At 56.7% G+C, this 13,887-nt stretch carries 12 protein-coding genes; 8 read left to right on the forward strand and 4 right to left on the reverse strand.

Annotation, left to right across the window (positions count from 1 at the left end; genetic code table 11):
- Positions 1–59: 59 nt before the first annotated feature.
- Together Mag101_RS14010 and Mag101_RS14015 are read right to left on the reverse strand one after the other, a co-directional pair.
- Positions 60–647 (reverse strand): transglutaminase-like domain-containing protein, encoded by a 588-nt coding sequence (locus tag Mag101_RS14010; RefSeq protein WP_232325035.1) that lies wholly within the window; start codon positions 645–647, stop codon positions 60–62.
- Positions 648–667: 20 nt separating this feature from the next.
- Positions 668–1,123, reverse strand: a complete 456-nt coding sequence (locus Mag101_RS14015) for a GNAT family N-acetyltransferase (RefSeq protein WP_077406309.1) — start codon at positions 1,121–1,123, stop codon at positions 668–670.
- Between the two features lie 327 nt (positions 1,124–1,450).
- Between Mag101_RS14015 and rsxA the strand changes: the two genes are divergently transcribed.
- The 8 genes from rsxA (at position 1,451) to Mag101_RS14055 (ending at position 11,209) form a co-directional block, all read left to right on the forward strand.
- Positions 1,451–2,026 carry an electron transport complex subunit RsxA gene (gene rsxA / locus Mag101_RS14020; RefSeq protein WP_010132630.1) on the forward strand — a complete coding sequence of 192 codons (576 nt, stop codon included), beginning with the start codon at positions 1,451–1,453 and terminating at the stop codon, positions 2,024–2,026.
- A gap of 10 nt (positions 2,027–2,036) precedes the next feature.
- A complete protein-coding gene (rsxB, locus tag Mag101_RS14025) occupies positions 2,037–2,645 on the forward strand; it encodes an electron transport complex subunit RsxB (RefSeq protein ID WP_077406312.1) in 609 nt (202 codons plus the stop codon).
- Complete coding sequence (rsxC, locus tag Mag101_RS14030; protein WP_232325036.1) at positions 2,642–4,819, forward strand: electron transport complex subunit RsxC; 2,178 nt, start codon at positions 2,642–2,644, stop codon at positions 4,817–4,819. The genes rsxB and rsxC overlap by 4 nt, the downstream gene beginning before the upstream one ends.
- Before the next feature lie 25 nt (positions 4,820–4,844).
- Positions 4,845–5,897 carry an electron transport complex subunit RsxD gene (gene rsxD, locus Mag101_RS14035; protein WP_077406314.1) on the forward strand — a complete coding sequence of 351 codons (1,053 nt, stop codon included), beginning with the start codon at positions 4,845–4,847 and terminating at the stop codon, positions 5,895–5,897.
- Entirely contained in the window at positions 5,897–6,592 is a 696-nt protein-coding gene (gene rsxG, locus Mag101_RS14040) for an electron transport complex subunit RsxG (protein ID WP_077406317.1), read from the forward strand. The genes rsxD and rsxG overlap by 1 nt, the downstream gene beginning before the upstream one ends.
- Entirely contained in the window at positions 6,592–7,305 is a 714-nt protein-coding gene (locus Mag101_RS14045; protein ID WP_077406320.1) for an electron transport complex subunit E, read from the forward strand. The genes rsxG and Mag101_RS14045 overlap by 1 nt, the downstream gene beginning before the upstream one ends.
- A gap of 573 nt (positions 7,306–7,878) precedes the next feature.
- Positions 7,879–8,598, forward strand: a complete 720-nt coding sequence (locus Mag101_RS14050) for a TetR/AcrR family transcriptional regulator (protein WP_077406323.1) — start codon at positions 7,879–7,881, stop codon at positions 8,596–8,598.
- Positions 8,599–8,773: 175 nt separating this feature from the next.
- The gene (locus Mag101_RS14055) at positions 8,774–11,209 is read left to right on the forward strand and encodes a transporter substrate-binding domain-containing protein (protein WP_232325037.1); all 2,436 of its coding nucleotides are present in this window, start codon (positions 8,774–8,776) and stop codon (positions 11,207–11,209) included.
- Between the two features lie 86 nt (positions 11,210–11,295).
- On the opposite strand, the gene Mag101_RS14060 is transcribed toward Mag101_RS14055, so the two are convergent.
- Positions 11,296–12,444 carry an SO2930 family diheme c-type cytochrome gene (locus Mag101_RS14060; RefSeq protein WP_077406329.1) on the reverse strand — a complete coding sequence of 383 codons (1,149 nt, stop codon included), beginning with the start codon at positions 12,442–12,444 and terminating at the stop codon, positions 11,296–11,298.
- Entirely contained in the window at positions 12,437–13,744 is a 1,308-nt protein-coding gene (locus tag Mag101_RS14065) for a parallel beta-helix domain-containing protein (RefSeq protein WP_077406332.1), read from the reverse strand. Before Mag101_RS14065 ends, Mag101_RS14060 begins: the two co-directional genes overlap by 8 nt.
- Positions 13,745–13,887: the final 143 nt, after the last annotated feature.

Consider the following 13,887-nt stretch of genomic DNA (forward strand, 5'->3'; position numbering starts at 1 on the left):
GATCACTCCTCGTTAGCATTCCGTTTGGTTGCCTAAGAGTAATCCGGTGGCCGTTTTTTTTAAACGTCCGGCAGGTTTTCGGTCACGCCCTCGTAACTGCACTGGCTTTGCAGCAACTCAATCACTTGTGGCAGGGGGTCTGCATAAACTTCCGGCAGGTCGCGCTCGCCATCGGCAGAGGGGACATAGGCAAGTCGCTCTTCCGGGGGAATAAACTCCGCGGTGATACCGGGCTTGTTGCCGCGGGCATCCACCCGAAACCAGCCGTAGCGCTCCAGATACACACTGTTCAGGCCATGCAGGCAAAAATGCGCGGAAGCTTTATCCAGCAGCAGGCGCTGGTAGCTGAAACCGGCGGGGATATCATTGGCCCGCAGTAACGCCGCCAGCAGGTGGCTTTTGGCAAAACAGAACCCAGTGCCCTCGCGCAACACATCCGAGGCCCGGCAGGTAACCGGGTTCAGCGCAAAGTCGCCACTGTGGCGAATTTCGTCGCGCACAAACTCAAAGCTGTTGCGCGTGGTGCCGAATTTGGCGCCCGAGGGACACTTCAGGTCGGCAGCGAGGGCCAGAATTTCCGGGTGCTGCCAGTCGATAATCGGAGTTTGCTGTAGATACGGCTGCATGATCGTGTTGTTCGTTTGCAATGCTCTTTCAGAGGGTCAACTTAGAGAATCAACCTCATATACACGCTGTTGGGGTCGTCTGTATATGCTGCGAAGGGCGGACATTCAGTGAATCCATGGCGCGAATAAAGTCGGCGCGCTGGTGCAAAGAAGTCCATGGAGCCGGTTTCCAGACTCAGGTGCTTATACCCTCTGGCGCGGGAGGTTTGAATGATAAATCGCAACATAGCTCCACCTACCCCTTTGCCCCGTGCCGCCGCTCCGGTACGCATGGACTTGATTTCACCGTGGTCTGGCGCCAACTCCTTGAGCGCGCCACAGCCCACTAGCGTATCGCCGTCATATACCGACCAGAAGGAGATCTCCGGCTTCCGCAACCCATCCAGATCGAGCGCGTGCTTGCTCTCCGGTGGTGAAGTGGCGCGCATATCCTCGATATGCTCTGCCAGAAACGCTGCAATGCGCTCCCCCGAAAGATCATCCAGAATGATGTTCATCGTGCATCCTCAACCTCAAATTCCGCTATTCCCGGGCACTGCAGCATATATGGCAAGTTGAACGCCTATAGCCTCTCCCCCATAATACCGCCTCTGATCAGGCAAAAATGACCTGCAACACTGGCCCGTGGCGCCGCTCGAAGGAACCCATCGAGAGGTCTGCAATCTTCGCGCCAATACAATGAGGACGGCGCCAGCTGCTTGTTAGGGCCTTGCCTTGAAAGAGCGCACACAAAAGAGCCTTCTATCTAGTGTGTGTTTAGCCAACCCCGCTTCTTCCTCGTTGTGCACGCCGCGGCCCGGCGCAGTGGGCAGAATGGAATCTCTATGACCGAATTTACCGTCATCCTGCTCTCCACCATCCTGGTGAATAACTACGTGCTGGTGCAGTTCCTGGGATTGTGCCCATTTATGGGAGTTTCCAACAAGCTGGAAACCGCCATCGGCATGGCCGGTGCCACCACTTTTGTCCTCACCCTGGCCGCCATCTGCTCCTATCTGGTGAACACCTACTTACTCGAACCCTTCGGGATGGAGTACCTGCGCACCATATCCTTCATTCTGGTGATTGCGGTGGTGGTGCAGTTTGCGCGCATGTTTATCGAAAAGACCAGCCCGCTGCTGCACCGGGTACTCGGTGTCTTCCTGCCACTGATCACCACCAACTGTGCGGTACTCGGTGTTGCCCTGCAAAACACCCTCAAGGCCAATAACTTTGTGCAGTCCACCCTGTATGGCTTCGGCGCCGCTGTGGGCTTCTCCCTGGTGCTGATTCTGTTTTCCGCGATGCGCGAGCGTCTCGCGGTGGCAGACGTGCCCAAACCTTTCAAGGGTGCCGCTATCGGCATGATGACGGCCGGACTGATGTCCCTGGCCTTTATGGGCTTTAGCGGGCTGGTATAAGGAGGCGACTATGGAATGGTTATCTGAAGTATCCACGCCCCTGCTGATCCTCGGCGGTATGGCCTTGGTATTCGGCGCCCTGCTCGGCTTCGCCGCGGTGCGCTTCAAGGTAGAGGGCGACCCCATCGTCGACCAGATCGACTCCCTGTTGCCGCAAACCCAATGCGGCCAGTGCGGCCACCCGGGCTGCCGCCCCTACGCCGAAGCCATCGCCAATGGCGAGGCTATCAACAAGTGCCCACCCGGCGGCCAGGCCACCATCAACGAGCTGGCCAACCTGCTGGATGTGGAAGCCACCCCGCTGGATGCCGAGCACGGCACTGAAGACGTTAAGAAAGTGGCGTTTATCCGCGAGGCCGAGTGCATCGGTTGCACCAAGTGCATCCAGGCCTGCCCGGTCGACGCCATTGTTGGCGCCGCCAAACAGATGCACACGGTGATCGTGGACGAATGCACCGGCTGCGACCTGTGTGTGGAGCCCTGCCCGGTGGACTGTATCGATATGGTACCGCTGGAAGCCAGCCTGCAGCAGTGGCACCCGAACAAACCCACAGACGGAGTGCTTCTGATCGCCAGCGACAGACCCGACCTGCACAGAGATGACCGGAGTGCAGCATGAGCCACACTGATGAAAGACAAAGCGCCGGCGAGCGCCGCGCCGCGCGTGAAGCACACCTGATTGCCAGCTCCAAGGCCCGGGATCTGTCCCGCGAACTGAAGATCAACGATTTCCACGGCGGCGTGCATCCGCCGGAAAACAAACACCAGTCCACCGGCGAGCCTATTGGCAGCATCCCCCTGGCGGAAGACCTTATAGTGCCGCTCAACCAGCATATTGGCGGCACCGCCATTTCGCTGGTGAAACTGGGTGATGAGGTATTGAAAGGGCAGAAAATTGCCGAGGCAGACGGCCCGGTCAGCTGCCCGGTACACGCGCCGACCTCCGGCAAAGTCGTTGCCATCGAGCCGATGGCGGTGCCCCACGCCTCCGGCATGGTGGCGGACTGTATCCAGATTCGCACCGATGGTCGCGACGAGTGGTGTGCGCTGGCTCCGGTGGCGGACTACCAGAACCGCGATATCAACGACCTGCTCGAGCAGATTCGCGAGTGCGGCATTGCCGGTATGGGCGGCGCCGGCTTCCCCACTGCGGTAAAACTAAACCCCCGCGGCGGCGCCGAGATAGACACCCTGATCATCAACGGCACCGAGTGCGAACCCTATATCACCGCCGACGACATGCTGATGCGCGAACGCGCCGACGAGATTATCGGGGGTGTGGAAATACTCGCTCACCTGCTGGAACAGCCAGAGCGAGTGCTGATCGGTATCGAGGACAACAAGCCCGAAGCCATCCAGGCCATGAGACAGGCTGCGGAAGGCACCCGCTTCCATGTGGTGACCTTCCCCACCAAGTACCCTTCAGGTGGTGAAAAGCAGCTGATCGAAATCCTGACCGGACGCGAAGTACCCAACGAAGGCCTGCCGGCCAATGTCGGCATCGTGTGTCAGAACGTGGGCACCGCGCGTGCGGTGTACCGCGCCATTACCCTGGGTGAACCGCTGATCAGCCGCGTAACCACCGTGGTGGGTGAATCCCTCAGCCGCCAGCGCAATATCGAGGTTCCCCTCGGCACACCGATCCAACACATTCTGGAGTGCCACAGTATCGATCGCGGTGTACTGCAGCGCATTGTGATTGGCGGCCCGATGATGGGCTACACCGTCGAGGATGAGGCGTCGCCGGTGGTAAAAACCACCAACTGTATCCTCGCGCCCACGGACAAAGAGTTACCGCCACCGCCGCCGGCCCAGGCCTGTATTCGCTGCGGACTGTGCGCCGAAGCCTGCCCGGCCAGCCTGCTGCCACAACAGCTTTACTGGTATGCCCGCGCCGAGGACCGGGAAAAGCTGCAGGCCTACAACCTGTTTGACTGTATCGAGTGCGGCGCCTGTTCCTACGTGTGCCCATCCAGTATCCCACTGGTGCAGTACTACCGCGCCGCCAAGGGCGATATCCGTGCGGCGCGACAGGAAAAGGAAAAGGCAGACCGCGCCCGCGAGCGCTTCGAGTACCGCAAGCTGCGCCTGGAAAAGGCCGAACAGGAAAAAGAAGCCAAGCGTCTGGCACGCAAGAAAGCCGCCGAAGAAGCGCGCAAAAAGCGCGAGCAGGACGCCAGCAGCCCGGAAGCCCAGGCTGCCAAACAGGAGTCCGACGTTGTCGCCGCCGCGCTGGCTCGGGTGAAGGCCAAACAGGCCACCCCGGAACAACAGCTGGCCCGCGCCCAACGCACCCTTACCAGTGCCGAGCACCGGGTAGAGCGCATGCAGCAGAAACTCGCCGACGCGGAAGAAGCACAGAAGGCACAACTGGAAGCGCAACTAAAAACCGCCGAACTGAAACTGCAGGAAGCCCGCGACAAGCTGGCGGAGGCGGAAAAGCTGCAGGCAGCTGCGCCGGCGCAGGAGCAGCCCCCAGCAGAAGGTAAAGGTGGAAAGGCCGAGCCATCGATCACCGAAGACAAGCTGACGGTGGCCAGCGCGTCATCCTCCGCCGCGGGCGCCGCCATCGAGCGGGCCAAGGCGGCAGCCGCTGCCCGCGCCAGTATGAGCCCCGAAGAAAAGCTCGCGTCGGAGATCGAGGCGCTGAAGAAGCGCGTAGAAAAAGCGGAGGCGCGCCTGGCAAAGGCCCGCAGCGAAGACGATCCGAACACCGGCGCCTTTGAAACCGCACTGGAAAAAATGCAGGCCAAGCTGCAGGAAAAACTGGCCCAGCAGGGTTCCGGCGAGTAACGCCGGGCGCAATACGAGAATTCCCATGTCCCTGATGCGAATCACATCTCCCCACGCCCACTCCGGCCAAAGCACCTCGAAGGTGATGGCCCAGGTGGCCGCGGCGACCATTCCCGGCGTGCTGGCTCTGGTGGTCTATTTCGGCCCCGGCGTACTGTTCAATATCGCCCTGTGTGTCGCCGCCGCCTGGCTGACTGAGGCTGCCGTGATGCGGCTGCGCAACCGCCCGGTGGGTTTTTACTTGAAGGACAACAGTGCACTGGTTACCGCGCTGCTGCTGGGTATCGCCCTGCCGCCCTACTGCCCCTGGTGGGTGCCGGTTATCGGCAGCGTGAGCGCCATCCTACTGGCCAAACAACTCTACGGCGGCATGGGCTACAACCCATTCAACCCGGCGATGGTCGGCTACGTGGTGCTGCTGATCAGCTTCCCGGTGGAAATGACCCGCTGGGTCGGCGCTTCCGATCTGATCCAGGGCGCACCGGACCTAAGCGAAACCTTTGCACTGATTTTCGGCAACATGAACGTGGATGGCTTCACCCGCGCCACGCCGCTGGAGATCGTGCGCCACAACGAGTCCACCATCCTCGCGCAGCTGTACGAGATGGAACCGGCCTTCAGCAAAGGCAGCGTGGCGGGACTCGGCTGGGAAATGGCGAATTTCGGCTTTCTGCTGGGCGGACTGTTCCTGCTGTTCCGCCGTCTGATCACCTGGCATGCGCCGGTGGCCATGCTGGTGACCTTGACCGCACTCTCTATTGTCTTCTACGACGGCGGCAGCTCTCTGAGCGAGGGCTCCCCCATGCTGCACCTGTTCTCCGGTGCCACCATGCTCGGCGCTTTCTTTATCATCACCGACCCAGTGAGCGGCTGTACCAGTAACAAGGGCCGCCTGATCTTTGGTGCCGGCGTCGGCATCCTGGTGTTTGTGATCCGCGCCTGGGGCGCCTATCCGGACGCGATCGCGTTTGCGGTGCTGCTGATGAACTTCGCCGCTCCGTTTATCGACAACTACACCCTGCCCCGCACCTATGGCCACAAGGCAGCACGCAAAGCCACCGACCTGGAGGAACAGTAATGCTGAAACGCTCCATCGGTAAAAATGCGGCCATCCTGGCGCTGTTCGCACTGGCTACCGCCGGCACCCTGGCGATCACCCAGATCACCACCAAAGAGCCTATTGAGCGCGCCATACGCGAGGCATCCGCCAAAGCCCTGCTCGAGATCATCCCCATCGAGCGCCACAGCAACGATATGCTGGTGGATACCTACCCCATCCCCAAGCAGTACTGGGCAATGCTGGGACTGAAAGAGGGCGGTGACATTAACCTCGCACGGGAAACCGACGGCACCATCGATGCGGTCATTATCCCCACCGTCGCCCCGGACGGTTATTCCGGTCCGATCCAAATGCTGGTTGGGGTAAACCGCGATGGCACCATTGCCGGCGTACGTGTCACCAACCATGCGGAAACACCGGGCCTCGGCGATAAGGTGGAAGTGAAAAAGAGCGATTGGATCCTGGCGTTCAGCGGCCAGTCCCTGGACGACCCGGGCCGCGATATGTGGAAGGTCGAGAAAGACGGCGGCGCCTTTGACCAGTTTACCGGTGCCACCATCACACCGCGGGCGGTGGTGAATCAGGTGCGCACGGTTCTGGACTTCGTCGCCGAGCATCAACAGGCAATATTCAGTGCTCCGGTCTCCAAGCGTGCGGTTGAGGTCAAACAGCCCGAGAATTCGAATGAGACACCCAAGGGGGAACAAAACTAATGGCCACCCCAGATTATTCGGAAATCTCCCACAACGGTTTGTGGAAAAATAATCCCGCGCTAGTCCAACTGCTGGGCCTGTGTCCGCTACTGGCCGTGACCGGATCCGTGGTTAACGCCATCGGCCTCGGACTCGCCACTACCGCAGTACTGGCCTGCTCCAACCTCGCGGTATCGCTGGTGCGCCATCAAATGCCGGAGACGGTGCGCCTGCCCGCGTCGGTCATGATCATCGCCACCTTTGTAACCTGTGCCGAATTGTTGATGAAGGCCTTCACCTACGAACTGTATCTGGTTCTCGGTATTTTTATTCCGCTGATCGTGACCAACTGTGCGATCCTCGGCCGCGCCGATGCCTTCGCCAGTAAAAATCCGGTGCTACCGTCTCTGGTGGATGGCCTGATGATGGGAATCGGATTCAGCGCGGTACTGATTGTCATTGGTGCGGTGCGGGAAGTCATCGGCCAGGGCACCCTGTTTAGCGATATGGACTTACTGCTCGGCCCCATGGCCGCCAACTGGACGCTGCCGGTACTGGGTCAGGACTACTCCGGCTTCCTGGTTGCCGTACTCCCTCCCGGTGCCTTCCTGGTTACCGGCCTTTTAATCGCAGCCAAAAATGCGATCGACGCGAACATTGAGCGCCGCCAAAAGGCAAATACCAGTATTGTCACCGGCAGCAAGCGGGTGCGCACCACCGGAAAGATTTCCTAAGAAACCTCAAGAAAAATACTTTATGAAGTGAAAGGTAACTTTAGGCAACCAAAAAATCCCACTTTGGAAGCACAAATATAAAAGCCGGCACACTGCCGGCTTTTATATTTTCGCTTTCCCAAGCGATATCCTGCTACCGCATTGACCAATCACGCCAAACAGCCCTGACCAATTCAGTCACACGAATAAACCACTCAGTGTAATTTTGCTCTAGTATCCGAAGCATCATTCAATACAATCCGAAGTATTATTCAACAACCACCCTTTGTAAGTACCCGTAATGGGATTTTTCTCACAAACCGCAATTCCCGGCTGGCCAAGCGGGGATACATAGATAAAATAGCGCGCACGTCCAAGATGCGTCTGACCAGTCAAACCTACTCGTAGATTCAACGAAGTAATTTTCGTTAGACTCTCAACATAAACACAATAAGACCGAGTCAGACCGGGACCAATGACAGTGAATAGGCAACGCAGCCCACTTTCAATCACTCACGCTATTTTCATCTGGATTAAGCATTACCTGATTTCCAATAGCTTTTTGCCCTCCATTGCAAAGGAAGTCTCGCAACCATGACTTTAGACAACGGAAAGTCTGAACTGGTTTACCAAGGTCGTCGCGCGCAGCGCGCCGATAGTCGTCAACGCCGTAAAGCTATTTTGGAAGGCACCCTTCGCCTTATCGTGAAAGAAGGCATTCGCGGTATTCGCCACCGCGCCGTTGCCAAAGAAGCGGAAGTTCCTCTCGCCGCAACCACCTATTACTTCAAAGACCTGAACGACCTAATCAGCGACGCGTTTACCTATTTTGTCGAGAAAAATGTCGACGAGACGCGCGCTCTCCAAGAGGAGAGTTTCACGGCGGTGCGCCAGCTTCCCAAAGAACAACTCCATTCTCCGGAAGGTCGCCGACAACTAACACAGCAGTTGACCCGCTTCGTGTTGGCCCACATACGTACGCAGGTAACCAGTCGCGACAACCGTATCATTGAATTGGCCTTTAAAAATGAAGCACTGCGCAATCCGCAGCTGACTCGTGCGGTGCGAATGGCCAGTCAGTCGATTGAAAACCTGATCGTGGAGTTCTTTGAACTGCTGCAGCTCACCGACCCATTGGCCACCGCGCAAATTGTTTACGGCACTATTCTGAACCTCGAGTTCCAGATTTTGAACGGTGCCATTGCGATAGACTCGCCGCTGCTCGAACGGACAGTCTCTTTGATGGTGAAGCGACTGATCCCGGCTCAGACGGTAGCACCAGTCGTTCAGACTGCTCGCCCACAATTCGCATAGAAGCCCCTTTCTGGTAGTGGGCAGGTGATCCCGGGTCACCTGCTCCTCCTCTCTTCTTATCCACCCCCTACCCTCTCCAAACATCCTCCTGCGCCAATTTCACCGCATCCAAACCGCACTCCGAGTGACGAGCTAGACTGATAAAGACGTCATTGGAAGTGTTAGAAGCATGGTCATGGAACTGCTGTCTGCCCGCCCCCCGAGCAAGTGTTTCCCGCGTCTTGCGGTGACTTTCTGTCTTGTCGCCTTTTTCACATTGCTGACCCTGGGCTGCAATCGCCAGGACGCACCAGAAGGCAAGCAAACAGACCAGAGCTCTCCGCCGTCGGAGCAAGCCGAAAGCACCGACGGCTCGACCGGAGACGACACAACAGATGAGGCCTCCGCCACATCGGATGAAGCAGACACAGAGGAAGAACCTCTCATGCCGGCGGCAAAGGGAGACCTACGCCCGGAGGCACCCTGGCCACCAGAGACATCCGGCGAATTTCCAATTAACGCCTACAAAAATTACGAAGAAACAGGAGACCTGCCAGCGATTGAGGAGCGCGGTACGCTGCGCATCCTCGTCGATATTTCCAATGTGGATTCCCTCCACCGCGAGGCCACCCAGCAAGATATCGAAATGGAAGAAGCGAAACGCTTTGCCAGGATGCTGGGTCTGGAACCTGTCGTGCTCTATGCGGAAAACTTTGACCAGTTGATTCCATTACTGAATAGCGGCAAAGGTGACATCATCGCCAATAACATGGTGATCACCGATAAACGTGAAGCTCTCGTCAACTTTTCCACGCCTACCGCAGATACCCAACTCATCTTGGTGTCTCGCACCGATGCCCCGGAATTCAAGAAAGGCGGAGACAACAGCAAGCTGTTTTCTGGCAAGACAATGAAAGTAACGAAAGGTACGGTATTTGAGGTTGCCGCCCAAAAACTTATCGAAAACAATCCTGAGCTAAAACTCGAGGTGGTTGAAAAAAACTATGTCGAGTTGATGGTCGATGTTGCCGAAGAAAACCTCGACTTCACCATCGTCGAGCAGCAGACCTTCGATCTGGTTACGCAATTCAAGGACAACGTTAAGGCCAATTATGTATTGCCGACAGAATTCCAGTTGGCGTGGGCCGTACGCAAGGACTCGCCCAAGCTACTGGAAGCCATCAATAAGTTCGTGCGCGACAGCATGCTCACCCGGGTGGTCAAGCGCTCGGTTGGCGACCTCGATGAAATCCGGAAGCGCGGTTATATACGCGTGGTAACCCGCAACCACCCCGGCACCTACTACATGTGGAAAGGTCGCATTCTTGGCTTCGAATATGAGCTGGCGCAAGACTTTGCCAAGAAAGAAAACCTGCGACTCGAGATCGTCGTCGCCCCCACGCACAAAGGGCTTCTTACCATGCTGAAAGATGGTAAGGCTGATATTGCCGCGAGCCTGTTGTCCGTCACCGAGCGCCGCGACAACAGCGGTATGGACTTCGGCCGCCCCTACATGAAGGAAAGAGTTGTTGTCGTAGGGACAGACGACGACCAAATCGACAGTATCGAAGAGCTCGATGGCAGAACCATCCACGTGCGCAAGTCAGCGAACCATTATGACATTGCCCTCGAGCTCCAGAAAAAAGTGCCCGGGGTCAAGATTGAGCTCGCACCTGAAGAACTCAATATCCAGCAAGTTATCGATAAGGTCGCCGATGGCGACTATGACCTTGCCATTGCCGACGACGTGTCGGTCAAACTGGAACACAGTTGGCGAAAAAATATCGACGCCCTGATCGACCTGCATATCGATGACAACGTATATGCGTGGATGGTTAGGGAAAACAATCCTGAGCTGCTCAAGGCCGTTGAGAAATTCTTTGACAGCAAGGGCACACAAAAGAAAATCGCCATACTCTACAACAAATACTTTGACTCACCGAAACGAACCCGCTCCGAAATTAATGAATTGAACGCTGAGGGCAACATTTCGCCCTTCGACGAGTACGTGAAGAAATATTCAGACGAATACGATTTTGACTGGCGCCTGATCGTCGCGCAGATGTTCCAGGAGAGCACCTTTAACCCCAAAGCCAAATCCTGGGTGGGCGCACGTGGCCTGATGCAGGTAATGCCCGATACGGGCAAACAGGTGGGCGAAAAAAACCTGTTTGACCCGGAAACCAGTGTGCGCGCTGGCCTGAAGTACCTGGAATGGCTGCACCGCAAGTTCGAGGACAAGGGCATCAGTCCCGAGAATATGATGTGGTTCACCCTGGCCTCCTACAACGCCGGCCTCGGCCATGTGTATGACGCACAGGACCTTGCGGAAGAAAAAGGCTGGGACCGCAACGTCTGGTTCGACAACGTGGAAAACGCCATGCTGTTGCTGTCGGAAAAGAAATACTATGAAAAGGCGCGCTATGGCTATGCGCGAGGGCAGGAGCCCTTTGACTATGTGCGCAAGATTCAATCGCGCTTCCGCACCTACGTCGCACTGCTTGAAGACTACGAACGGCGCAAGCAGGAGCAGGAAGAAGAGACTGGACAACTACTCGATACCCTATACCCGCAATTCAGCCAATGGGTTGGTACGCGGCCGCATCACGTCGCGAGTGCTGGCAGGCCCTAGGTAATTTGCCCGGTATGAGGCACAAACAAAAAAGGCGACGGTTCTCACCGTCGCCTTTTTTTTCGCTGCTGTAACGCTTTCGGCGTTTAGCTGCAGTTACCTGGCATAGACGCAATCCACTCTTTCAGCAGCGCGGTACCTTCGTCATGGACCAGGCTGCGTCCCAGCTCCGGCATCATCGCACCAGGGTCGGTGGACTCCACGCGGAAGTTGAGAATGGAATCGTCCGGGCTACCCGGGACAATCGCAAACAGGCGGTCACCGGAACCGGTACCGGCCGCAACTGGCGGCTTACACACACCCAGTCGACGCATATCGTGCTCGGCAATGTTGAGCATCAAACCGGAAGTATCCGCCGGGCCAGCGGGGTTGTGACAGTGACCGCAGTTGATGTCCAGGTAAGAGCGCGCACGCTCTTCCAAAGAGGCCGTTTCCTCTTTGAAGTTCACATTGCGCGGTACTGCCGCCAGTTCAGGCAAACCGGTGAGGAAGCCCATTTGCTGCCAGTACACCAGCTGATTCTGCGCACCGTCCTGAATCGGGCTTTCGCGATACTCGTAATCCTTGTTCAGGTGGCGAGCACGGGGACCAATCGGACGTACCGCTTTTTTGGAGTGGTTATCCGCATGGCAACCCGCACACTGGTTTGCATCGGGCACCACATAAGTGAAGGCTTCCTGAGTGCGGTCCTCACTGACCAGCTGCATGCGCGTAGCATCGCCGGCAATTTCGAGTACGGCATCGGTCTGCGCTTCGTTCCATACGTAGGGCAGCGCCTGCCAGCCGTCCGCGCGCTTAACCAGTACGCGGGTTTCAACGAGTTTCACCTTGGACAGATCGAGACCAGAGCCGGCAAAATCATTGCTGTGATCGTCGGTACGGATCACCGCGCCGCCTTCGCCACGAGGGTAGTAGAAGGTTTTGCTGATGACGGTACCTACCGGATAATCGAACTCCGCTTCACCGTATACCGCAGAGGTACCCTCGGGCATCCATACGGTGCGCAGCTTGTGCGCATAGTCAGTGAACAGTGCGGTGTTCAAGTCAAACGGCACGACCCGATCATTCAATGACAACTTACCGTCGATGGCCTCGACCAGATGCCACTCGCTCAGGTTATCCGGAACAGCGTTACGTTCGTGTACTGTTACCTGCTCACGAGGTGCCTCACACCCCGCAAGTATGAGGGCCAGTACAGCACCCCCAAATAACCTGGATGAAAACAGCTTACGCATCAGCTACCTCATTTGCTACGTGTTGCTCTTCCTGAGAGGGCTCCTTTTCTTTATCAAACTCAAGGACAACCTGGGGTAACTTCTTCAAGTTACAGGTGTGAGCACTGATGTCGGTGGTGATATTTTTGAAGCCACCCTGCAGGTCGACATTAATGATGCCCGCGTCGCCGTTGTCGATACATAGCTGCAGGTTTTCTGGCAGTTTGCCATCGACCATTTTGCTCTTATCGATGGCACCGTCCCACAGTACGTCTGGAAGACTGCCGCCGAGTCCGAACTTGGCAAGCTTCAACGCTTTCAACTGCATATCGTCGGGGGATTCACCACCACCAACGAAGGTGTTGTCGTAGATGTAGATACCTTCCGGGTACGGATCGAAATCTTCCTGGGTGGACTTGTCGCTGTAGTAGCCCGCCGCGTAATAACTGCTGACGATGACGTTAGCAGTGTCGTTATCGGAAATTTCGTTGTTGAAAATTTCCACAAAGTCATTGGAGTTGATCACCACACCGGAACCGGCAGGGATAGCGGCAACCGGAGTACCTTCGTGGCCGAAGTTCTCGTAGTTGTTTTTGAAGATCTTGTTGTCGTACACGCGGGTGCTGTGGCCCGGCTGCGGCAGGTTCGGCATGTTGAATACCAGAATACCGCCGGTGTTATTGGTGGCTACGTTGTCGTAAACATCGGCACCAATGGTGTTTTCAATTTCGATACCGGCAACATTAAATTCCGCGCGGTTGTTACGCACAATCACGTTGCGGCTCTGGCCAACATAAATGCCGGCGTCGGACGCGCCAATCGCCACGGTGCCTTCAACCAGAGTGTTCTGAGTCTGCACCGGGTAGATACCGTAGGCGCCATTTTCGGTGGACGGGCCATTGGTCCATTCAACACGAATATCGCGAATGATGATGTTCTTGCCTTCGTTGACCTTCAGCGCGTCACCGATGGTGTCTTCGATAGCAAGGCCTTCAATAGTGAAGTCACTGGCATTGACCAGCAGGCCTTCGGCGCCTTGAATCTGATCCTTAAAGGAAAGGATGGTTTTGTCCATACCCGCACCGCGGATGGTAACGCCGTCGACGTTCAGAGACAGGCTGCGGTTCAGCGCGTAGCGTCCTTCCGGAATTTCGATTACATCGCCAGGTTGCGCCTGGATCAGTTGCTTCAGCAACTGCTTTTGAAACTTAGCCGCATCACCTGCAGCTGCGGGGCTCTCGGTGCTGGCTTCCTCTTTTTGCGAACACGCGGTTGCCAATGCTGCCAACAGGAGCGCGCCAAACTTAGCCGATGTCTTCATTTTCTCTCCAAACATTTTTATTCGTATTGATCTGTTGCCCACGGAGTTCTGGTACGAAACGCTTGCCTTGCAGTGATCTGCACACTGCGCAACGGGCAAAGCCGCTCCCCCATTCGTGACCAAAGCTTACTCTCCATTCTTAA

This window comes from Microbulbifer agarilyticus, from assembly GCF_001999945.1.
GTDB classification, from domain to species: Bacteria; Pseudomonadota; Gammaproteobacteria; order Pseudomonadales; family Cellvibrionaceae; genus Microbulbifer; species Microbulbifer agarilyticus_A.

Coding starts and splice junctions, on each gene's coding strand:
- Mag101_RS14015 (WP_077406309.1), bottom strand. CDS start 1,123: ATGAACATCATTCTGGATGATCTTTCGGGGGAGCGCATTGCAGCGTTT.
- rsxA (WP_010132630.1), top strand. CDS start 1,451: ATGACCGAATTTACCGTCATCCTGCTCTCCACCATCCTGGTGAATAAC.
- rsxB (WP_077406312.1), top strand. CDS start 2,037: ATGGAATGGTTATCTGAAGTATCCACGCCCCTGCTGATCCTCGGCGGT.
- rsxC (WP_232325036.1), top strand. CDS start 2,642: ATGAGCCACACTGATGAAAGACAAAGCGCCGGCGAGCGCCGCGCCGCG.
- rsxD (WP_077406314.1), top strand. CDS start 4,845: ATGTCCCTGATGCGAATCACATCTCCCCACGCCCACTCCGGCCAAAGC.
- rsxG (WP_077406317.1), top strand. CDS start 5,897: ATGCTGAAACGCTCCATCGGTAAAAATGCGGCCATCCTGGCGCTGTTC.
- Mag101_RS14045 (WP_077406320.1), top strand. CDS start 6,592: ATGGCCACCCCAGATTATTCGGAAATCTCCCACAACGGTTTGTGGAAA.
- Mag101_RS14050 (WP_077406323.1), top strand. CDS start 7,879: ATGACTTTAGACAACGGAAAGTCTGAACTGGTTTACCAAGGTCGTCGC.
- Mag101_RS14055 (WP_232325037.1), top strand. CDS start 8,774: ATGGAACTGCTGTCTGCCCGCCCCCCGAGCAAGTGTTTCCCGCGTCTT.
- Mag101_RS14060 (WP_077406329.1), bottom strand. CDS start 12,444: ATGCGTAAGCTGTTTTCATCCAGGTTATTTGGGGGTGCTGTACTGGCC.
- Mag101_RS14065 (WP_077406332.1), bottom strand. CDS start 13,744: ATGAAGACATCGGCTAAGTTTGGCGCGCTCCTGTTGGCAGCATTGGCA.